General features: G+C 68.4%; 17 protein-coding genes. 11 read left to right on the top strand and 6 right to left on the bottom strand.

What is annotated here, in order from left to right; all coding sequences use genetic code 11:
* Window positions 1-170 precede the first annotated feature (170 nt).
* The 5 genes from AC5Y5V_RS04285 (at window position 171) to AC5Y5V_RS04305 (ending at window position 8423) form a co-directional block, all read left to right on the top strand.
* A complete protein-coding gene (locus tag AC5Y5V_RS04285; RefSeq protein ID WP_499931362.1) occupies window positions 171-653 on the top strand; it encodes a single-stranded DNA-binding protein in 483 nt (160 codons plus the stop codon).
* 127 nt (window positions 654-780) lie between these two features.
* A complete protein-coding gene (ettA, locus tag AC5Y5V_RS04290; protein WP_499931364.1) occupies window positions 781-2457 on the top strand; it encodes an energy-dependent translational throttle protein EttA in 1677 nt (558 codons plus the stop codon).
* A gap of 55 nt (window positions 2458-2512) precedes the next feature.
* The gene (locus tag AC5Y5V_RS04295; RefSeq protein WP_499931366.1) at window positions 2513-7348 is read left to right on the top strand and encodes an NAD-glutamate dehydrogenase; all 4836 of its coding nucleotides are present in this window, start codon (window positions 2513-2515) and stop codon (window positions 7346-7348) included.
* Window positions 7345-7761 (top strand): acyl-CoA thioesterase, encoded by a 417-nt coding sequence (locus AC5Y5V_RS04300; protein WP_499931367.1) that lies wholly within the window; start codon window positions 7345-7347, stop codon window positions 7759-7761. Before AC5Y5V_RS04295 ends, AC5Y5V_RS04300 begins: the two co-directional genes overlap by 4 nt.
* Window positions 7762-7829: 68 nt before the next feature.
* A complete protein-coding gene (locus AC5Y5V_RS04305; protein ID WP_499931540.1) occupies window positions 7830-8423 on the top strand; it encodes a DUF8185 domain-containing protein in 594 nt (197 codons plus the stop codon).
* Window positions 8424-8473: 50 nt separating this feature from the next.
* Here AC5Y5V_RS04305 and AC5Y5V_RS04310 read toward each other — a convergent pair whose 3' ends face one another.
* From AC5Y5V_RS04310 to AC5Y5V_RS04320, 3 genes are read right to left on the bottom strand one after another with little or no spacing between them, the layout of a single operon-like run.
* Complete coding sequence (locus AC5Y5V_RS04310; RefSeq protein ID WP_499931369.1) at window positions 8474-9490, bottom strand: pyridine nucleotide-disulfide oxidoreductase; 1017 nt, start codon at window positions 9488-9490, stop codon at window positions 8474-8476.
* A 60-nt stretch (window positions 9491-9550) separates the two neighbouring features.
* Window positions 9551-11110, bottom strand: coding sequence for a glycoside hydrolase family 13 protein (locus tag AC5Y5V_RS04315; RefSeq protein WP_499931370.1), 1560 nt, complete (start codon window positions 11108-11110; stop codon window positions 9551-9553).
* A complete protein-coding gene (locus tag AC5Y5V_RS04320) occupies window positions 11107-11505 on the bottom strand; it encodes a globin (protein ID WP_499931372.1) in 399 nt (132 codons plus the stop codon). The genes AC5Y5V_RS04315 and AC5Y5V_RS04320 overlap by 4 nt, the downstream gene beginning before the upstream one ends.
* Before the next feature lie 115 nt (window positions 11506-11620).
* Between AC5Y5V_RS04320 and AC5Y5V_RS04325 the strand changes: the two genes are divergently transcribed.
* The 4 genes from AC5Y5V_RS04325 (at window position 11621) to AC5Y5V_RS04340 (ending at window position 13796) form a co-directional block, all read left to right on the top strand.
* The gene (locus tag AC5Y5V_RS04325) at window positions 11621-12259 is read left to right on the top strand and encodes an HNH endonuclease (protein WP_499931374.1); all 639 of its coding nucleotides are present in this window, start codon (window positions 11621-11623) and stop codon (window positions 12257-12259) included.
* A 64-nt stretch (window positions 12260-12323) separates the two neighbouring features.
* Complete coding sequence (gene ctaJ / locus AC5Y5V_RS04330) at window positions 12324-12551, top strand: aa3-type cytochrome oxidase subunit CtaJ (protein WP_499931542.1); 228 nt, start codon at window positions 12324-12326, stop codon at window positions 12549-12551.
* Entirely contained in the window at window positions 12538-13005 is a 468-nt protein-coding gene (locus tag AC5Y5V_RS04335) for a DUF5130 domain-containing protein (protein ID WP_499931376.1), read from the top strand. The genes ctaJ and AC5Y5V_RS04335 overlap by 14 nt, the downstream gene beginning before the upstream one ends.
* 23 nt (window positions 13006-13028) lie before the next feature.
* On the top strand, window positions 13029-13796 hold the full coding sequence (locus tag AC5Y5V_RS04340) for a hypothetical protein (protein WP_499931377.1): 768 nt from the start codon (window positions 13029-13031) through the stop codon (window positions 13794-13796).
* On the opposite strand, the gene AC5Y5V_RS04345 is transcribed toward AC5Y5V_RS04340, so the two are convergent.
* Window positions 13787-14404 carry a hypothetical protein gene (locus tag AC5Y5V_RS04345; RefSeq protein ID WP_499931544.1) on the bottom strand — a complete coding sequence of 206 codons (618 nt, stop codon included), beginning with the start codon at window positions 14402-14404 and terminating at the stop codon, window positions 13787-13789. The two genes, AC5Y5V_RS04340 and AC5Y5V_RS04345, sit on opposite strands and share 10 nt — an antisense overlap.
* Window positions 14405-14500: 96 nt before the next feature.
* Here AC5Y5V_RS04345 and AC5Y5V_RS04350 point away from each other — a divergent pair, with 96 nt between their 5' ends.
* Window positions 14501-15073, top strand: a complete 573-nt coding sequence (locus AC5Y5V_RS04350) for a TetR/AcrR family transcriptional regulator (RefSeq protein ID WP_499931378.1) — start codon at window positions 14501-14503, stop codon at window positions 15071-15073.
* Between the two features lie 9 nt (window positions 15074-15082).
* On the opposite strand, the gene pepN is transcribed toward AC5Y5V_RS04350, so the two are convergent.
* On the bottom strand, window positions 15083-17668 hold the full coding sequence (gene pepN / locus AC5Y5V_RS04355; RefSeq protein WP_499931380.1) for an aminopeptidase N: 2586 nt from the start codon (window positions 17666-17668) through the stop codon (window positions 15083-15085).
* Window positions 17669-17866: 198 nt separating this feature from the next.
* On the opposite strand from pepN, the gene AC5Y5V_RS04360 reads away from it, so the two are divergent.
* A complete protein-coding gene (locus tag AC5Y5V_RS04360; protein WP_499931381.1) occupies window positions 17867-18478 on the top strand; it encodes an Rv2466c family mycothiol-dependent reductase in 612 nt (203 codons plus the stop codon).
* Here the strand turns inward: AC5Y5V_RS04360 and AC5Y5V_RS04365 are convergent.
* A complete protein-coding gene (locus tag AC5Y5V_RS04365; RefSeq protein WP_499931383.1) occupies window positions 18441-19814 on the bottom strand; it encodes an FAD-dependent oxidoreductase in 1374 nt (457 codons plus the stop codon). The two genes, AC5Y5V_RS04360 and AC5Y5V_RS04365, sit on opposite strands and share 38 nt — an antisense overlap.
* Window positions 19815-19827 lie beyond the last annotated feature (13 nt).

Consider the following 19827-nt stretch of genomic DNA (forward strand, 5'->3'; position numbering starts at 1 on the left):
AGCGTAACCACACTGCGAAAACCCGGCCCTCGATTCGCAGCCTCTCGCTTGTCCACAGTTGCCGCTTCATCCACAGGCTCCGGCCGCTGCCGCCGCGGCCGGGCCGGGTTGTCGGTGCTCCGGCGCTGAATGGGCGCAGAGCACGCGCTACTACGAGAGGAATCGAGTCAATGTTTGAAACACCGCTTACCGTCGTCGGCCACATCGTCAACGACCTGCAGCGCCGGACGGTCGGCACTCAGGAGGTCATCAAGTTTCGGGTGGCCAGCAATTCACGCCGCCGCACCGCCGACGGCACCTGGGAACCCGGGAACTCGCTGTTCATCACCGTCAACTGCTGGGGCAAGCTGGTCACCGGGGTGGGTGCGGCGCTCGGCAAGGGCGCTCCGGTGATCGTGGTGGGCCACGTCTACACCAGCGAATACGAGGACCGCGACGGCAACCGCAGGTCGTCGCTGGAGATGCGGGCAACGTCGGTCGGGCCGGATGTCTCGCGCGCGATCGTGCGCGTCGAGAAGCCCGGCTACACCGGTCGGAACACCGACCAGGGCGCTGCTCCCGCCGCCGCCGCAGACGACGACGCCGCCGGGCTTCCACCGGCCGAATCCGACGAGATCGGAGCGGAGCGCGTCGCCTTGGCGCTGTCGGCGTGAGGCATTCCCCCGCGGGCGGCAACCATCAGCCGCTCGCGGGGGAGTCTCGGGCGACCGCCCACGGCTGGGCGGTGCATAGGATGGTCCGCGAGATAGATCTGAGAGACCAGAAAGGCAAGACCGCGGCATGGCTGAGTTCATCTACACGATGAAGAAGGTCCGCAAGGCGCACGGCGACAAGGTGATCCTGGACGACGTCACCTTGAGCTTCTTCCCCGGCGCCAAGATCGGTGTGGTCGGTCCCAATGGGGCCGGCAAGTCGAGCGTCCTTCGCATCATGGCCGGCTTGGACAAGGCGAACAACGGTGACGCCTTCCTGGCCACCGGCGCCTCCGTCGGCATCCTGCAGCAGGAGCCGCCGCTGAACGAGGAGAAGACGGTCCGCGGCAACGTCGAGGAGGGCCTCGGCGAGATCAAGGTAAAGCTGGACCGCTTCAACGAGGTCGCCGAGCTGATGGCCACCGACTACTCCGACGAGCTGATGGAGGAGATGGGCCGGCTGCAGGAGGATCTGGACCACGCCGACGCGTGGGATCTGGACTCGCAGCTAGAGCAGGCCATGGACGCGCTGCGCTGTCCGCCGCCCGACGAGCCGGTGACGAACCTATCCGGCGGTGAGCGGCGGCGGGTGGCGCTGTGCAAGCTGCTGCTGTCCAAACCCGACCTGCTGCTGCTCGACGAGCCGACCAACCACCTGGACGCCGAGAGCGTGCAGTGGCTCGAACAGCACCTTGCCTCGTACCCGGGCGCGATCCTGGCGGTCACCCACGACCGTTATTTCCTGGACAACGTCGCCGAATGGATTCTGGAACTGGACCGCGGCCGCGCCTACCCCTACGAGGGCAACTACTCGACCTACCTGGAGAAGAAGGCGGAGCGGATCGCGGTGCAGGGCCGCAAGGACGCCAAGCTGCAAAAGCGGTTGCAAGAGGAGCTGGCCTGGGTGCGGTCCGGCGCCAAGGCCCGGCAGGCCAAGAACAAGGCGCGCCTGCAGCGCTACGAGGAGATGGCGGCCGAGGCGGAGAAGACCCGCAAGCTCGACTTCGAGGAGATCCAGATCCCGGTCGGGCCGCGGCTGGGCTCCGTGGTTGTCGAGGTCGAACACCTCGACAAGGGTTTCGAAGGGCGGACCCTGATCAAGGACCTGTCGTTCACGCTGCCCCGCAACGGCATCGTCGGCGTCATCGGGCCGAACGGGGTTGGCAAGACCACGCTGTTCAAAACCATTGTCGGGCTTGAGGAGCCGGACAGCGGCACGGTCAAGGTCGGCGAGACCGTCAAGCTGAGCTACGTGGATCAAAGCCGGGCCGGCATCGACCCGAAGAAAACCGTGTGGCAAGTCGTGTCGGACGGGCTGGACTACATCGAGGTCGGTCAGACCGAGGTGCCGTCGCGCGCGTACGTGTCGGCATTCGGGTTCAAGGGGCCCGATCAGCAAAAGCCGGCCGGCGTGTTGTCGGGCGGTGAACGCAACCGGCTGAACCTGGCGCTGACGCTCAAGCAGGGCGGCAACCTGATCCTGCTGGACGAGCCGACCAACGACCTGGACGTGGAAACGCTGAGCTCGCTGGAGAACGCGCTGGTGAACTTCCCCGGCTGTGCGGTGGTGATTTCCCACGACCGGTGGTTCCTGGACCGCACGTGCACGCACATCCTGGCGTGGGAGGGCGACGACGACAACGAAGCAAAGTGGTTCTGGTTCGAGGGCAACTTCGGCGCGTACGAGGAGAACAAGGTGGAAAGGCTGGGCGCGGATGCAGCGCGCCCGCACAGAGTGACCCACCGCAAGCTGACTCGGGACTAATGTCACATCTGCGTTAACGAACCCGGTACCCGTCGCGAGTTAGGGAGCAATCGGAATGACGATCGATCCCGGAGCCAAGCAGGACATCGCGTGGACCGAGTTCACCCGCAGCAGCGACATTCCCGACTGGGTCTCCAAGGCCTACATCGACAGCTTCCGGGGACCGCAGGATGACGCGGCACAATCCGATCGAGCCTCCACGCGGGATGCGGCCGCGCTGGTGACGCCGGCGATGCTGTCCGCCCACTATCGGGTGGGCGAGCAGCGCCCGCACGGCGAGAGCTGCGTCTGCGTCCACCCCGCGGACGACCCAGCGGGCTTCGGGCCCGCGCTCCAGGTCGTCACCGACCACGGTGGCATGTTGATGGACTCGGTCATGGTGCTGCTGCACCGGCTCGGGGTCTCCTACACCTCGATCATGACCCCGGTGTTCGAGGTGCATCGCAGCCCGACGGGCGAGTTGCTGAGGGTCGCGCCGAAGGCCGCGGGCAGCTCGCCTTACGTCGGCGAGGCCTGGATAGACGTTCAACTTGCGCCGTCGGTGGACAGCAACACCCTGGCCGAGGTCGAGCGGCTGCTGCCCAAGGTCTTGGCCGACGTGCAGCGCGTCGCCGCCGACGCGTCCACGATGATCGCCACTCTGGAAGATCTCGCGGCCCAGATCGAAAACAATGCCGACGGGCACTACACGGCTCCCGACCGTGAAGACGTCGCGGAACTGCTGCGCTGGCTGGGCGACGGGAATTTCCTGCTGCTCGGTTACCAGCACACCCGGGTGGAGGGCGCTTTGGTCATCGGCGACGGCGCCACCGGACTGGGCGTGCTGCGCGCGCGCTCGGGCACCCGCCCCCGCCTCACCGACGACAACAAGCTGCTGGTCCTGGCCCAGGCGGCCGTCGGCAGCTATCTGCGCTACGGGGCCTACCCCTATGCGATCGCGGTCCGCGAGAACCTGGGCGACGGCGAGATATTGGAGCACCGCTTCGTCGGCCTGTTCACCGTGGCGGCGATGAATGCCGACGTCCTCGAAATCCCGATGATCGCGGGCCGGGTCCGCAAGGCGCTGACGATGGCCGCCAGCGACCCGATCCACCCCGGCCAGTTGCTGCTCGACGTCATCCAGACTGTCCCACGCTCGGAGTTGTTCACGCTCAGCGCCGAACGGCTCTTGACGATGGCCAAGGCCGTGGTGGACCTGGGTTCGGAGCGGCGCGCGCTGCTGTTCCTGCGCGCCGACCGGCTGCAGTTCTTCGTTTCCTGCCTGGTCTACGTGCCCCGCGACCGCTACACCACGGCGGTGCGCCTACAGATCGAAGACATCCTGGTCCGCGAGTTCGGTGGGACCCGCCTGGAATTCACCGCCCGGGTCAGCGAATCGCCGTGGGCCCTGATGCATTTCATGGTGCGGCTGCCCGAAGATGCGGCACCGGGCTCGGTCGACATCTCCGAAGGGACCCGAATCCGGATCCAGGCGCTGCTCAGTGAGGCGGCGCGGACCTGGTCGGACCGGCTGATCGGCGCGGCGGCGGTCGGCGCCGTCGGCCACGCTGACGCCGAGCACTACGCGACGGCGTTCTCCGAGGCCTACAAGCAGGTCGTCAGCCCGGCCGACGCCATCAAAGACATCGAAATCGTCAACGACCTGGCCGACAACTCGGTCAAGCTGGTGTTTGCCGACCGCGGCGAAGACGGCGTGGCCCGGCTGACGTGGTTTCTGGGCGGACGCAGCGCATCGCTGAGCGAACTGCTGCCGATGCTGCAGAGCATGGGCGTCGTCGTGCTCGAGGAGCGCCCGTTCACGGTCACCCGGCGCGACGGCCTGCCCGTGTGGATCTACCAATTCCGCATCTCGCCGCATCCGACCATCCCGGCCGCGACGACGGAAGCCGAGCGCGACGCGACGGCCGAGCGCTTCTCCGAAGCGGTCACCGCGATCTGGCAGGGCCGCGTCGAAGTCGACCGGTTCAACGAACTGGTGATGCGGGCCGGGCTGAGCTGGCAGCAGGTCGCGCTGTTGCGCGCGTACGCGAAATACCTTCGGCAGGCAGGCTTCCCGTACAGCCAGTCCTACATCGAGTCGGTGCTCAATGAGCACGCCTCCACCGCGCGATCTCTGGTCATTCTGTTCGAGGCGCTGTTCGATCCCCGGCCGTCAAACGCCCCGTCGACCCGCGATGCGCAGGCCGCCGCGGCGGCCGTCGCCGCGGACATCGACGCGCTGGTGAGCCTGGACACCGACCGGATCCTGCGGGCCTTCGCGTCGCTGGTGCAGGCCACGCTGCGGACGAATTACTTTGTCACGCGCGAGGGTTCGGCCCGCGGCCGCGACGTGCTGTCGCTCAAACTCAACGCGCAGCTCATCGACGAACTGCCGCTGCCGCGGCCCAAGTTTGAAATCTTCGTGTACTCGCCCCGCGTCGAGGGCGTGCACCTGCGCTTCGGCCCGGTGGCGCGCGGTGGCCTGCGCTGGTCGGACCGGCGCGACGATTTCCGCACCGAGATCCTCGGGCTGGTCAAGGCGCAGGCGGTGAAGAACGCCGTCATCGTGCCCGTCGGCGCCAAGGGCGGCTTCGTGCTCAAGCGTCCGCCGCTGCCGACGGGCGACGCCGCCACCGACCGCGACGCGCAGCGCAGCGAGGGCGTCGCCTGCTACCAGCTGTTCATCTCCGGGCTGCTCGACGTGACCGACAACGTCGACAAGGCAACAGGCAACGTCAGCCCGCCTCGGGAGGTGGTGCGCCGCGACGGTGACGACGCCTACCTGGTGGTGGCCGCGGACAAGGGCACCGCGACGTTCTCCGACATCGCCAACGACGTCGCCAAGTCCTATGGGTTCTGGCTGGGTGACGCGTTCGCGTCCGGCGGATCGGTCGGCTACGACCACAAAGCCATGGGCATCACCGCCAAGGGTGCGTGGGAGGCCGTCAAACGGCACTTCCGCGAAATGGGCCACGACACGCAGACCGAGGATTTCACCGTCGTCGGCGTCGGCGACATGAGCGGCGACGTGTTCGGCAACGGGATGCTGCTGAGCCAGCACATCAGGCTGATCGCGGCGTTCGACCACCGGCACATCTTCCTCGACCCGGACCCCGACGCCGCCTCTTCGTGGCGCGAACGCAAGCGGATGTTCGACCTGCCCCGTTCCAGCTGGGACGACTACGACAAGTCGCTGATCAGCGAGGGCGGCGGCGTGTACAGCCGCGAGCAGAAGGCCATCCCCGTCAGCGAGCAGGTCCGCGCTGCGCTGGGCATCGAGGGCGAGGCCGCCGAGATGGCCCCGCCCAACCTGATGCGCGCGATCCTGCAGGCGCCGGTGGACCTGCTGTTCAACGGCGGCATCGGCACCTACATCAAAGCCGAAACCGAATCCGACGCCGACGTCGGCGACCGCGCCAACGACCCGGTGCGGGTCAACGGAAACCAGGTGCGCGCCAGGGTCATCGGCGAAGGCGGCAATCTGGGTGTCACGGCGTTGGGCCGCGTCGAGTTCGACCTGTCCGGCGGCCGGATCAACACCGACGCGATGGACAACTCGGCGGGCGTGGACTGCTCCGACCACGAGGTCAACATCAAGATCCTGATCGACTCGCTGGTCACCGCCGGCAAAGTCAAGCCCGACGAGCGCACCGCGCTGCTGGAATCGATGACCGACGAGGTCGCGACGCTGGTGCTTGCCGACAACGTCGACCAGAACGACCTCATGGGTACCAGCCGGGCCAACGCGGCCAGCCTGCTCCCGGTGCATGCCGACCAGATCAGGTACCTGGCGGCCGAGCGCGGGCTGAACCGCGAACTCGAGGCCCTGCCGTCGGAGAAGGAGATCGCCCGACGGACCGAGGCCGGCATGGGCCTCACGTCGCCGGAACTCGCGACGTTGATGGCGCACGTCAAGCTGGCGCTCAAAGAGGACGTGCTGGGCACCGAGCTGCCGGATCAGGACGTCATCGCGTCCAGGCTGCCGCAATATTTCCCCAGGCCGCTGCGTGAGCGGTTCACCCCGGAGATCCGCTCGCACCAGCTGCGTCGCGAGATCGTCACCACCATGCTGATCAACGACTTGGTGGACAACGCCGGCATCAGCTACGCGTTCCGGATCAGCGAGGACGTCGGCGTCACCTCAATCGACGCGGTGCGCACCTGGGTCGCCACCGACGCCATCTTCGGCGTGAACCACATCTGGCGGCGGATCCTGGCGGCGGACCTGCCCGTCGCGCTGGCCGACCGGCTGACCCTGGACACCCGCCGGCTGATCGACCGCGCCGGGCGCTGGCTGCTCAACTACCGCCCCCAGCCGCTGGCCGTGGGCGCGGAGATCAACCGGTTCGCCGCGAAGGTCAGGGCGCTGACGCCGCAGATGTCGCAATGGCTGCGCGGTGACGACAAGGCCATCGTCGAGAAGGAAGCCGCCGAATTCATGGCGCAGGGGGCGCCCGACGACCTGGCCTATCGGGTCGCCGCGGGCCTCTACCGCTACAGCCTGCTCGACATCATCGACATCGCCGACATCACCGAGATCGAGCCCGCCGAAGTCGCGGACACCTATTTCGCCCTGATGGACCGGCTGGGCACCGACGGGCTGCTGACGGCCGTGTCCGAGCTGCCCCGAAACGACCGCTGGCATGCGCTGGCGCGCTTGGCGATTCGCGACGACATCTACGCCTCGCTGCGGTCGTTGTGTTTCGACGTGCTGGCCGCCGGGGAGCCGGACGAGAGCGGCGAAGAGAAGATCGCCGAATGGGAGCACACCAGCGTGTCCCGGGTGGAGCGGGCCCGCCGCACGCTCAGCGAGATCTACGAGAGTGGCGCCAAGGATCTCGCGACGCTGTCGGTGGCGGCGCGACAGATCCGCCAGATGACACGCACCAGCGGACGGGGATCCTCTGGATGAGCAAGGGATTCGTCGCGCCGGTGCCGGTGCGCTGGTCGGACATCGACATGTACCAGCATGTCAACCACGCGACCATGGTCACCATCCTCGAAGAGTCGCGCGTCCCGTTCCTGCGGGAGCCGTTCGGCGCGGACATCGCGACCATCGGCCTGCTGATCGCCGACGTCCGGGTCACCTATAAGGACCAGCTGCGACTGGTGGATTCGCCACTGCAGGTGACGATCTGGACCAAGCGGCTGCGGGCGGTCGATTTCACGCTGGGCTATGAGGTGCGCTCGGTCAACGTCGACCCGCAGTCCAAGCCGGCCGTCATCGCCGAGTCGCAACTGGCCGCCGTGCACATCGAGGAGCAGCGCCTGGTGCGCCTGTCGCCGCAACATCGGGAGTACCTGCAACGGTGGCTCAGGGACTAGAGGGAACGGCGCCGACGGCCGAGCGCGGGTTGTGGCTGCGTGACGCGGCCCACCGCGCGGATCTGGCCATGTTCGTCGACCACGCGCTGCGGCTCGACGACGCCGCGGTCATCCGGATCCGCGCCAGATCCGCCGGGCTGCTCACGGCCTGGGTGGCGACGGGTTTCGACGTGCTGGCCAGCCGGGTGGTGGCCGGCAAGGTGCGGCCCGCCGACCTGTCGGTGGCCGCGGACGCGCTGGCCCGCGGGCTGGCGGCCGCGGACGCGTCCGGCTATGTCGACCCGGGGTTCCCGATGGACTCGGCCTGGCGCGGCGCGCTGCCCCCGGAAGCCGGCTTTGCCCACCTCGACGACGTCCCGGCCAGCGTATTGCTGGACCTCGCGGCCAGCGGCGCGCGACTTGCCAAGGAGCACAGCAGCTCCCATGGTCCGCCGGCTTCGCTGCTGGATCAGGAGGTGATCCAGGTCAGCTCGGCCGACGTCAGCGTCGGGCTGCCGATGCGCTGCGTGTTCGCGCTGACGGCCATGGGCTTCCTGCCACAGGAACCCAGCGACGCAGGCGAAATCATCCGGGTCCGGACGCTGCCGACGTGGCTGCGGGTCGACGCCCGGTTCGGCTCGGTATACCGGCGGCGCGGCCAGCCGGCGTTGATGCTGCGCTGAGATTTCGGATCAGGGCGAGTTAATCGAGGCCGGCGGGCGCCGCCCCCGCGTCACGTGCCGTACTTCAGCCACAACGGCAGCACCGAATTGAGGTAATCCATGAATTTCTTGAGCCCGACGCGGTACTGCCCGTAGCCGTATGGATCCTCGGCGTATTCGGGGAATGCGATGCCCAGCCCGAATAAACCGGGCGCAATTATTCCGTTCTGCTGGTTGTATTCCAACGGACCCCATTGTGGCGTCTCGGGCAGCTTTCTGCGGTCGAAACCGACGGTATAGACCACCCGGTCGCATTCGTGCAATTTCTCGTCAAATTCCGGCGCGGAAACCCAACACCTTTCCAGCCGATCCGGGTAAACGCCGTCGATGTTTTCCCGGGCCCACTGCGCCGCCCGGCCTTTCAGGCCCGTGTCGTCGAAGAGGATCCAATCGTCCAGGTATACGGCGTATTTGAGCGGGCTGCGGTAAAAGTTGATGACCTTCTCGACGGGATGGCGCAACAGGTTCGGCAGGGCGATCATCGACGAGTGCGACGAGCCGAAGACCGCGACCGTCGAACCCGAAAGCGGCTGTTCGGCCAGCTGCTCCGGGTCCAAGGCGACCTCCACCGGGATTTCCTTCAGCTGCGGATAGTCGAGCCGTCGGGGCACGGCGCCGACCGCGAGGATGACATTTTCCGACCGGACTTCCTGGCTTTCGGTTTCGACGCGCCACTGCCGGTTCCGCAGATAAAGACGTGTCGCTTTCGTCGCAAATGTCGGCACGCGTTCCCGCAGATGTTGCGTTATCCACAGCAACGGATCCGCCACCAAAGTCAGCGCGCACGTCTCGTCCGGATCGAGTTCGGCCAATGGCAACGGGGGCGCCTCGGAGAATCGGAACGTCGACGAAGCGTTCAGGTAATCCAGGAAAGTCCCGGCAATGGTGTTGCTCGATACCGAACGCCATTTCCGGCCGAGGTCTCCCGCGGCAAAATAAGGGTCAATCCAGGCGATGCTGTCGTCCGGGATGCCGTGATCGAGCAGCCGTCCCACCGCGGCGATTCCAGCGGGTCCGGCTCCGATCACGGTCCATGCGTAGGGCGCCATGAACTACGTATAGAGCAGTCGACGCAATATCGCGCGCACCTAAACCAGCCAGGCCGCCGCGTCCGCAGGCAATTTCCCCCCGGCAAGCGGTGCGCTGGCCAGCAGCACGTCGCCCGGCGGGAGCGCCGCCGCGCGCGTCGAGGCGTTCAAGACGCACGTCAGGCCGCCGGACCGCCGGAACACCAACACACCGGACGGCGCGTCACGCCATTCCAAACCGCCGGCGAATTCCGGGCGTTCCCTGCGCATTTCGATCGCCCGCCGGAAGAAAGACAACGTCGACTCGGGATCGGCGAGCTGCTTGTCCACGGTCAGCGGCGCCCAGTCCGCCGGCATCGGCAGCCAGGTGTCGGCCGACGTCGAGAAGCCGAACGGGGGATCCTCGCCCGACCACGGCAGCGGCACCCGGCACCGGTCGCGACCGCGTTCGGTGTGCCCCGAGCGTTCCCACGTCGGGTCCTGCAGCACCTCGTCGGGCAGCTCGACGTCGGGCAACCCCAGTTCCTCGCCGTTGTAGATGAACACGGCGCCCGGCAGGGCGAGCATCAGCATCGCCATGGCCCGCGCCCGGCGCAGCCCGATCGCCCCGTCGCCGTACCGGCTGACCTCGCGGCCGACGTCGTGGTTGGACAGCGTCCACGTCGGCGTGGCGCCCTGCAACGCCACGGCCGCCAGCGAGTTGTCCACCGCGTCGCGGATCTCGGCGGCGTCGAAGTCGGTGCGGGTCAGCCGGAAGTTGAAGCCCAGGTGCAGCTCGTCGGGGCGCAGGTACTCCGCCCACCGCGCGTTGTCGTGAACCCACACCTCGCCGACGGTCACGGCGCCGGGATAGTCGTCGACGACGGCGCGGATGTCGCGGTGGATCGCGTGCACGTTCGGGTGGTTGAACCGGGGATCGTCGTCGGTGTGCCGCAGGATCTCGATGTCGGGGTCCGGCGAGTCCGGTAGACCCTCCGGCTTGGCCATGCCGTGCGCCACGTCGATGCGGAAGCCGTCCACGCCGCGCTCCAGCCAGAACCGCAGCGTCTTCTCGAAGTCGTCGAAGACGTCCGGGTGTTCCCAGTCCAGGTCCGGCTGCTCGGTGTCGAAGAGGTGCAGGTACCACTGGCCGGGGTTGCCGTCGGGTTCGACCACGCGGGTCCAGGCCGGCCCGCCGAACACCGACTCCCAGTTATTGGGCGGCGCCGACCCGTCGGGGCCCGCGCCGTCGCGGAAGAAATAGCGTTCCCGGGCCGCGCTGCCCGGGCCGGCGGCCAGCGCCGCGGCGAACCAGGGGTGCGCCGAGCTGGTGTGGTTGGGCACCACGTCCATGGTGACCCTGATGCCCCGCTCGTGTGCGGCGGCGATCAGCCGCTCGAACGCGGCCAGCCCGCCGAACAACGGGTCGATGTCTCGGGGGTCGGCGACGTCGTAGCCGTGGTCGGCCATCGGCGAGACGGTCACCGGGTTGATCCAGATCGCCTCCACACCGAGCTGTTTCAGGTAATCCAGGTGCGCCGTCAAACCATCGAGGTCACCGACGCCGTCGCCGTCGCTGTCGGCGAACGAGCGCGGATACACCTGGTAGAACACGGCGTTGCGCCACCAGTGTTCGCTCATCCGAACGGCGCGTTCACGAGGGAGTGGGCGGCCATCTCGAGGTACTCGAGCAACTCGCGGCGATGCTCGTCGTCCAGGGTCTGCGCGTCGATCGACGCCACCGCGGTGTGCATGCACCGCAGCCAGGCGTCGCGCTCGATCGGCGAGATCCGGAACGGGACGTGCCGCATCCGCAGCCGCGGATGGCCACGCTGGTCGGAGTAGGTGCGCGGCCCGCCCCAATACTGTTCGAGGAACATGCGCAGCCGCTCTTCGGCGCCCGCGAGGTCGTCCAACGGGTACAGCTCGCGCAGAATCTCGTCTTCGGGGACCTGCGCATAGAACCGCGAAACGATCTTGTTGAAGGTCTCGGCTCCGCCGACAGCGTCGTAGAAGGACTGTTGTGGCTGATCCATCTCCTCCATTGTGGGGCATCTGCCGCGTTGGTTGTTCACCGGATCGACACGGCGCGCGCCTGCAATAAGGGTGCGATCGGCGTCGAATCATGGTGGACTGTTCCGCGGAGGATCTATGGCGCAGGGCAAGAGACGCCGCAGCCACCGCAGTCCCGGTGCCGCGGCAGGGTTAGCCGGGCCCCCGACCGCGCCCTGCCTGCATAGCGTCGAAACCCCCCGCCCCGAGAGCGCGTCGATCTGGAGTCGTCGGCGCGTTCTGCTGCTGAACTCGACCTACGAGCCGCTGACCGCGCTGCCGATGCGACGCGCGATCGTCATGGTGATCTGCGGCAAGGCTGACGTGGTGCACCACGACCCGGCCGGTCCGGTCATCCACTCGGCCACCCAGTCGATCGTGGTGCCGTCGGTGATCCAGCTGCGGTCCTATGTGCGCGTCCCGTACCGCGCGCGGGTGCCGATGACGCGGGCCGCGCTGATGCACCGCGACCGGTTCTGCTGCGCCTACTGCGGCGGCAAGGCCGACACCGTCGACCACGTAGTGCCGCGCAGCCGCGGCGGAGACCACTCCTGGGAGAACTGCGTCGCCTGCTGTTCGACCTGCAACCACCGCAAGGGCGACAAGCTGCTCACCGAACTCGGCTGGGCGCTGCGCCGGGCGCCGTTGGCGCCCACCGGGCAGCACTGGCGGCTGTTGTCCACGGTCAAGGAACTCGACCCGGCCTGGGCCCGGTACCTCGGCGAAGGCGCCGCCTGACGCATTTGCCGTCCAACCGCAGCGATAGGGCCCGCGGTGGGATACGGTTTGCGTCGTGGACGCAATGAAGATTCACCTCATCTTCGTCGGCATTCCGCTGGCGCTGGTGGCCGTGCTGTCACTACTGATCTGGTCGCGCAAGGGCAACCACCCCGCGACGTACAAGTTGTCGGAACCGTGGACGCATGCGCCGATCCTGTGGGCCGCGACCGACGAAGCCGTCGGCGGCGGGCACGGACACGGCCACGGTTCGGAGTTCACAGTGGGAGGTGGCGCCAGTGGCACATGGTGAGGTCGCGACGGTCGAATACTCCACGCTCCCGAGGGGCTGGGCGATCACCAGCAGCGGTCGGCTGTCCGGTGTCACCGAGCCCGGCGAGCTGTCCTCGCAATACCCGTTCCCGATCAAGGACCTCGTCGCGATCGACGACGCCCTGAAATACGGTTCGCGGCAATCGCAGGCGCGGTTCGCCATCTACCTGGGCGACCTGGGCAGCGACACCGCCGCGCGGGCGCGCGAAATCCTGGCCAGGGTCCCGACGCCGGACAACGCGGTGTTGCTGGCTGTCTCGCCCGACCAGAGCGTCATCGAGGTGGTCTACGGTTCGGCGCTGCGTGGTCGCGGCGCGGAGTCGGCCGCCCCGCAGGGCGTCGCTGCGGCGTCCGCGGCGTTCGAGCAGGGCGAGCTGGTCGACGGGCTGGTCAGCGCGATCGGCGTGCTCAGCGCGGGCATTTCCCCGGCCTAGGTGTCGGCGCGACCCCTCGCGCGGTGAACCGATACGAGCAGTGGTTGGCCAACGCCGAACGTCAGGACGTGGCGCCGGCGGTCATCGCCGAGATCGCCGAACGGCACGCCGTCGGCGCCGACAACTTCGCGGTGCTGGCGGACATGGAGGAGATCAAGGACCCCGCCGGTAAGTCGTTCTTCCTGATCCCGCCGCGCACCGGCGGCGACGACGTGCGCGACGCGGTGCTGGCGACCTACGTCCTGAACGCGGGCACCGGCTACGGCGAGGCGGGCAAGGCGCCCGGGGTCATTAACGATTTCCCCGAGACGCCGTACGGCGCCGGCGAGGTGCAGCGCATCGCCGACCGGCAGCGCGCCAACGGATGGAGCTACCGGCAGGACGTCGGGTTCGTCGGCCGCAACGGCGGGCGCCTGGTCACCACGCCCAACGGCATGCTGATGGGCGTGGGCGGCAACTGGATTCAGCGACTGTTCACCCAGCAGGGCGGCACGGCGTGGGGCGAGATCTTCATGGTCAACATGAAGGCCCCCGACCCCGCCGGGATGCTGCGCCTGATCGTCGAGTCCGGGCACGCCTGGTACTCCGACGCCGACGGCAGGCCGTGCGAGACCGGCCTCGCGCTGGCCCGCGTGCTGCATCACGAGGAGCGCCACAGCGCGCAATGGGCCGCGCGGGGTTATGCGGGCATGATCAGGGACTACGGCCGGGAACTGCTGCGCGAGCGCATCTTTCGCACGACGAACCGGATCGAAGAGGAGGCCGGTTTGTCCGACGGCGGCTATCGCTGACTGGTTACCGCCGCGAGTTCGGGCAGCAAGTACTCCAACTGCCCCACCTCCTCGATGTTGTGGCGCACCCACGCGCGGGCCATGTTGTCGGGAAGCCGCCGGGTCAGCACGTAATTCACCGGGGTCAGTAGGGCCGAACGCCCCCCGATATCCAGCACGGTGACGTAGTGCGTGCCCGCCGCGCCGGCCGACCAGGTGTGCTCCAACTGGAAGACGATGGCGCCGGCGACACGGGTCACCAACCGGATGCCCGTCTCGTCGAGCTTCTCGACCCCGTCGACCACGTCGACGCTGAAATCGGGGTCCGCGCCGAACTTCTCGACGATGCGGAAGCGCGCCCCCTCGCCGGCACCACCGCCGGGTGCGGGCCTGGCCAGCTCCCAGCGGATGTGGTCGAGCGGGTGCCAGGCCAGGTAGCGGGGCACCGTCTGGCCGCCGTAGGCCATCGTGCCGTCCAGGTGGGTGAACCAGTCCAGCAGCATCTGCGGTGTCACCCCGGCGAGAGGCCGGTGGTCGATCGTGATGCGGCGGCGCAGATGTGCGGCCCGGGTGTAGCGCACCACAGCCGAGTCGACGGGACGCAGCGGGAAGAGCACCGGCAGGGCCATCACATCCTCCAAGATACGGATACGTTTCTTACGTTCAGAAGCGTATGCTCTGCGCCGTAGAAACGCAACCGTTTCTACTGGGTGGGTGGGAGGCGCATGGCGCAGCGGCGGCACGGTACCGACTTGGAGGACGCCATCCACGCCGCGGCACTGCGAATTCTGGGCGAGCGCGGCGCCGGGGGCGTGACCATGGAGGCCGTCGCTGCGGCCGCCGGCACCAGCAAGCCCGTGCTGTACCGCCGCTGGCCGGACAGCGCGGCGCTGTTGCGGGCCACTCTGCTGCGCACCGCGACGGCCGCGATCCCGGCCGCCGACACCGGCAACTACCGCGACGACATGCTCGCGGTGCTGCGGGGCTGGGTGGGCCTGTTCACCGGGCCGCAGGCGTCGATCATGCGGTCCATCATCGCGGCCATGGCGACCGACGCCGAACTGACCGAGGCATTCCGCGCCGACGTGATCGGCTGGCGCAAGGACGAGATGGCGCGCCTGTTGCAGCGCGGAATCGACCGCGGCGAGGTGCGTGCCGATGTCCCGTTGGACATCGTCCGTGAGCTCGGCCAAAGCGTGTTGTGGCACCGACTGCTGGTGACCGGGGATCCGATCGACGACGACCTCGTCGTGCGCCTGGTCGACGACGTCCTGCTGCCGGTGGTCAGACCCCGCTGACCGGTTCGTTTAGGCCTGAGCCGCGTCCAGCGTGCGGGCCCGCAGCGCGCGCTTGACCGCCGCCTGGCCCTCCAGTACCAGCCGGCGCAGGGCAGGCGGAACCTCGGGGTCGGCCAGGAACTCGTCGGCGGCGGCCACGCCGTCCTCGCTGATGTTCCAGTACGGGTACAGGCCGACCACCACCGACTGCGCGACCTCGCTGGACCGCCGCGCCCACACCCCCGGTATCGCCTGGAAGTAGCGCGGCGCGAACGGCTTGAGCAGCTCGCCCTGGCCCGGCGCGACGATGCCCGCGATGATCGCCCGCCCCGCGGCGTTGGCCAGCGTGTCGTCCTCGACCACCGTGGTGAATGCGTCTTCCTTGACGGCGAGCTGCGGCCGGGCGGCCGACGCCTGCGCGCCGTGCCGCTTGCCGGCGGCCGTCGGGTCGCGCTGCATCTCGGCGTCGATGAAGGGCGTCTCGGGCCCGTCGGCGTCGATGGCGCCCGCGGTCGCCAGCGCGGTCACCACGCGCCAGCGCAGGTCGGTGTCGACCTCGACGCCGGCCAGGCCCAGCTCGGCGGGGTCGGTGTCGAGCAGGGCCGTCAGCGTCTCCACGTGCCGCGGCGAGAGCACCGACGAGGACAGCGCGTTGACGTAGGCCAGCTGGTGATCCGATCCGGGCTCCGCGGCCCGCGCCAATTCCAGCAGCCGGTCGGCGAACTGCGGCCAGCCGTGCTCGGCGGCCCAGCCCGGTTCGGCGTAGGAAGCCAGCGCCGTCTGGGCCTGCAGTAGCAGCCGCTGGGCCACGGTGACCTCGGTTTCGGCGTGGATACCGCCCGACACGAGTGCCACGAAGTCGCGCGCGGCCAGTTCGGCGTCGCGGGTCATCTCCCAGGCGGCCGACCACACCAGCGTGCGCGGCAGGGGATCGGCGATGTCGGCGATGCGCTCCAGTGCGGTCTGCAGCGACGCGGCGTCCAGCCGCAGCGAGCAGTACGTCAGGTCCTCGTCGTTGACCAGGATCAGCTTGCCGCGCGGAACACCAACCAGCGCAGGGACTTCCGTCACTGCACCGGTCACGTCGAGTTCCTCGCGGTGCACCCGGACCAGCTTGCCGTTCCCGCCGGGATCGTCGTCGTAAATCCCGACCGCCAGCCGGTGCACCCGGGTCTCGCCGGCGCCCGGGGCGGCGCCGCTCTGCTCCACCGCGAAGCGGGTGAACTTCCCGCCGTCGTCGACGTCGAAATCGGGCCGCAGCGTGTTGAGTCCAGTCGTCTTCAGCCACTGCCTGCCCCAGTCGGACAGGTCGCGGCCGGAGGCCTTTTCCAGCGCGCCCACCAGGTCGTCGAACGTGGCGTTGCCGTAGGCGTGGGTGCGGAAGTAGTCGCGCAGGCCGGCCAGGAAGTGCTCCAGGCCCACGTAGGCGACCAGTTGCTTGAGCACCGAGGCGCCCTTGGCGTAGGTGATGCCGTCGAAGTTCACCTCGACCGCGGCCAGGTCGGGGATGTCGGCGGCGATCGGGTGCGTCGACGGCAGCTGGTCCTGGCGGTAGGCCCAGGACTTCTCGACGGTCGCGAACGTCGTCCAGGCCTCGGTGTATTCGGTTGCCTCGGCCTGGCACAGCACCGACGCGAACGTCGCGAACGACTCGTTCAGCCACAGGTCGTCCCACCACGTCATGGTGACCAGGTCGCCGAACCACATGTGCGCCATCTCGTGCAGCACCGTCTCGGCCCGCCGCTCGTAGGAGGCCCGGGTGACCTTGCTACGGAAGACGTAGTCCTCCAGGAACGTGACCGCGCCGGCGTTCTCCATAGCGCCGGCGTTGAACTCCGGCACGAACAGCTGGTCGTACTTGCCGAACGCGTACGGCAGGCCGAAGTTCTTGTGGTAAAAGCCGAATCCCTGTTTGGTCTCGGTGAACAACCGCTCGGCGTCCATGTGATCGGCCAGCGACGCCCGGCAGTAGATGCCGAGCGGGACGTCGCCGTGGTCGTCGGTGTAGGTGTCCTCCCACACCGCGTACGGCCCGGCGATCAGGGCCACCAGGTAGGTGCTCATCCGCGGGGTGGTCGCGAAGGTGTGCACCCCGTCTTCGACGGAGGCCGCGGCGCCGTTGGAGACCACCTTCCAGTGCGCGGGCGCGGTGACCCGCACGTCGAAGGTGGCCTTGAGGTCAGGCTGGTCGAAGCAGGCGAACATCCGCTTGGCGTCGGCGGTTTCGAACTGCGAGTACAGGTACGTCTCACCGTCCACGGGGTCGACGAAGAGGTGCAGGCCCTCGCCGGTGTTGGAGTAGCGGCAGTCGGCGTCGACGATCACCACGTTGCGGTTGGCCAGCCCGGTGAGCGCGATACCCGTCGATTCGTCGTACCCGGAGACGTCAAGTTGGCGGCCGTTGAGGCTGGCGCTGCGGACGGTGTCGGCGGCGATGTCGATGACGGTGTCGGCACCCGCCAGCGCGTCGAATACGACGGTGGTGGTGGACCGGAACGTGCCGGAGCCCGGGGCGCCCGAGCCGTCGGTCACGTCGAGGTTGATCTGGTAGTTGTCGACGGTGATCAGGGCGGCGCGTTCGACGGCCTGATCCCGCGTGAGATTTGGAAGAGCCACGCGTCCAACCTATCGGCTGGCGATCCGGGGCTATCAACCCGAGTAATCGACGACACCGCAAAACGTGGGCAACGCGGGGGATGCGGGACACCCGGCTGAACCGCGAACTTTGCCGTCTGCGGGAAGAGTTTCTGCGGGACTACGGTTGTGTCTTGACGGTGTTCTGATCGTCTTTGACTCCCTACCGATAGGACTGCAATGGCCGAGAAATCTGTCGCCGACTTCTGGTTCGACCCGCTGTGTCCGTGGTGCTGGATCACTTCGCGCTGGATTCTCGAGGTCGAGAAGGTCCGCGATATCGAGGTGAACTTCCACGTCATGAGCCTGGCGGTGCTGAACGAGAACCGAGAAGGGCTGCCGGAGCAGTACCGCGAGATGATGCAGAAGGCTTGGGGTCCGGTGCGCGTGGCCATCGCCGCCGAGCAGTCGCACGGCGCCAAGGTGCTGGAGCCGCTGTACACCGCGATGGGCACCCGGATCCACAACGAGGGCAACAAGGACCTCGACGAGGTGGTCAAGCTGGGGCTGGCCGATGCCGGCCTGCCCGCGGAGCTTGCCGCGGCCGCGACCAGCACCGACTACGACGAGGCGCTGCGCAAGAGTCACCATGCCGGGATGGACGCCGTCGGCGACGACGTCGGTACGCCGACCATCCACGTCAACGGTGTGGCGTTCTTCGGCCCGGTGCTCTCCCGGATCCCGCGCGGCGAGGAGGCCGGCAAGCTCTGGGACGCGTCGGTGATCTTCGCGGGCTATCCGCACTTCTTCGAGCTCAAGCGGTCCCGCACCGAGGGGCCAGAGTTCGACTGAGTCGTTCCGCTCGCTTCGCTCTGGGCGAGTGTCGGATTGAGACACGTTTCCAGCCGGAAAACGTGCCATAACCCGACATGCGGCGGAGTTCGCTGGACACCGTTCGCGCGATCTCCGCGACCGTCGCGGGGACCTGACGCGGATGCGCGACGAGCGCGCGAAATGCGGCCGCGCCCAACAGGCGAACGGTGAACAGCTTCGCCGGCGGTAGCTCGTGGTTGAGGACCCGAAGCAACGTCTGCGTCGCCGCCGGGTCCTCGGCGATCTGCCGCATCACGCTCGTGATCAGCGGTGTCGAGACACCGGGCACGCCCATGTCGTGGGCCAGCCAGTACATCGCGTAGGCGTCCCGGTCACGCCACCGCCACCAGCGCCGCAGCTCGGCATCCAGGTCGGTGCCCGCGGTGATCGAGTCCGCGAGCCGCCGGGCCTGGCGCAGCGCGTCGGAGATGCCCTGGGCGGCGGAGAAGTCTTTGAAGTGACCGGCGTCGCCGACCAGCGCCCAGCCCGGGCCGGCGCCGGCGCGGAAGTAGCCGTGCCACTCCGTCAGCACGCGAATCGGGCCGACCCGCTGCGCCCCCGCAAGCAGGTCTGCCAGCTCGGGCCACTGAGCGACGGCATCGGCGAAATTGAGATCTCGGTCGGCGTGGAACCCACCGGCCGCGGCCATGTCGACCGCGATCACGGCCATGTACAGGCCGCCGTCCGTCGGGCTGGCGAGGAACGCGAGCTCGCCCTTACGGCCGATGCGCAGCCTGCGCTCGGCGTCGTCCACCCCGGAGAAATAACCCCAGGCCGGCATGCGGCCCGGCGGCGTGACCAGGTACTCCGCGGCACCGACCGACGCCGCGACGGTGGAGTGCCGCCCGTCGGCGCCGACGGTCAGACGGGCGTTCACCCGGCCGGCACCGGTTTCCACCCCGGTTACGCGCCCCGCCGTGTCGCGGATCAGGCCGGTCACCCGGCAACCGGTGCGCACGTCGGCGCCGGCCGCAGCGGCCGCGTCGACCAGCAGCGCGTCCAGCGTCGAACGGCGCACGCACAGGCCGGGTTGGGGGAATTCCGGCGGGTCCAGCGTGGCGTCGATCCGGACGTCCTCGTTGACCAGCGTGAACCGGTCCAACGGGACGGCGCCGGCGGACAGCGCCGCATCCAGCACGCCGAGCTCGTCGAGTATCCGCACGCCGTGCGGCTGGATCACATGCGTCGACGGGGTCTCGCTGGGGAAGCGGGCCCGGTCCAGCAGGCAGACCCGCACCCCCCGTCGCGCCAGCATGCTCGCCAGCGGCGAGCCCGCGCAGCGAGCGCCGACGATCACGACGTCGAAGGTGTCCATGATGCCTCCCCGT

The organism is Mycobacterium sp. NGS68, from assembly GCF_059812195.1.

What these genes read in the sequence shown, in the direction of transcription:
- AC5Y5V_RS04285 (WP_499931362.1), top strand. Translation starts at nt 171, where the DNA reads ATGTTTGAAACACCGCTTACCGTCGTCGGCCACATCGTCAACGACCTG.
- ettA (WP_499931364.1), top strand. Translation starts at nt 781, where the DNA reads ATGGCTGAGTTCATCTACACGATGAAGAAGGTCCGCAAGGCGCACGGC.
- AC5Y5V_RS04295 (WP_499931366.1), top strand. Translation starts at nt 2,513, where the DNA reads ATGACGATCGATCCCGGAGCCAAGCAGGACATCGCGTGGACCGAGTTC.
- AC5Y5V_RS04300 (WP_499931367.1), top strand. Translation starts at nt 7,345, where the DNA reads ATGAGCAAGGGATTCGTCGCGCCGGTGCCGGTGCGCTGGTCGGACATC.
- AC5Y5V_RS04305 (WP_499931540.1), top strand. Translation starts at nt 7,830, where the DNA reads ATGTTCGTCGACCACGCGCTGCGGCTCGACGACGCCGCGGTCATCCGG.
- AC5Y5V_RS04315 (WP_499931370.1), bottom strand. Translation starts at nt 11,110, where the DNA reads ATGAGCGAACACTGGTGGCGCAACGCCGTGTTCTACCAGGTGTATCCG.
- AC5Y5V_RS04320 (WP_499931372.1), bottom strand. Translation starts at nt 11,505, where the DNA reads ATGGATCAGCCACAACAGTCCTTCTACGACGCTGTCGGCGGAGCCGAG.
- AC5Y5V_RS04325 (WP_499931374.1), top strand. Translation starts at nt 11,621, where the DNA reads ATGGCGCAGGGCAAGAGACGCCGCAGCCACCGCAGTCCCGGTGCCGCG.
- ctaJ (WP_499931542.1), top strand. Translation starts at nt 12,324, where the DNA reads ATGAAGATTCACCTCATCTTCGTCGGCATTCCGCTGGCGCTGGTGGCC.
- AC5Y5V_RS04345 (WP_499931544.1), bottom strand. Translation starts at nt 14,404, where the DNA reads ATGGCCCTGCCGGTGCTCTTCCCGCTGCGTCCCGTCGACTCGGCTGTG.
- AC5Y5V_RS04350 (WP_499931378.1), top strand. Translation starts at nt 14,501, where the DNA reads ATGGCGCAGCGGCGGCACGGTACCGACTTGGAGGACGCCATCCACGCC.
- AC5Y5V_RS04360 (WP_499931381.1), top strand. Translation starts at nt 17,867, where the DNA reads ATGGCCGAGAAATCTGTCGCCGACTTCTGGTTCGACCCGCTGTGTCCG.
- AC5Y5V_RS04365 (WP_499931383.1), bottom strand. Translation starts at nt 19,814, where the DNA reads ATGGACACCTTCGACGTCGTGATCGTCGGCGCTCGCTGCGCGGGCTCG.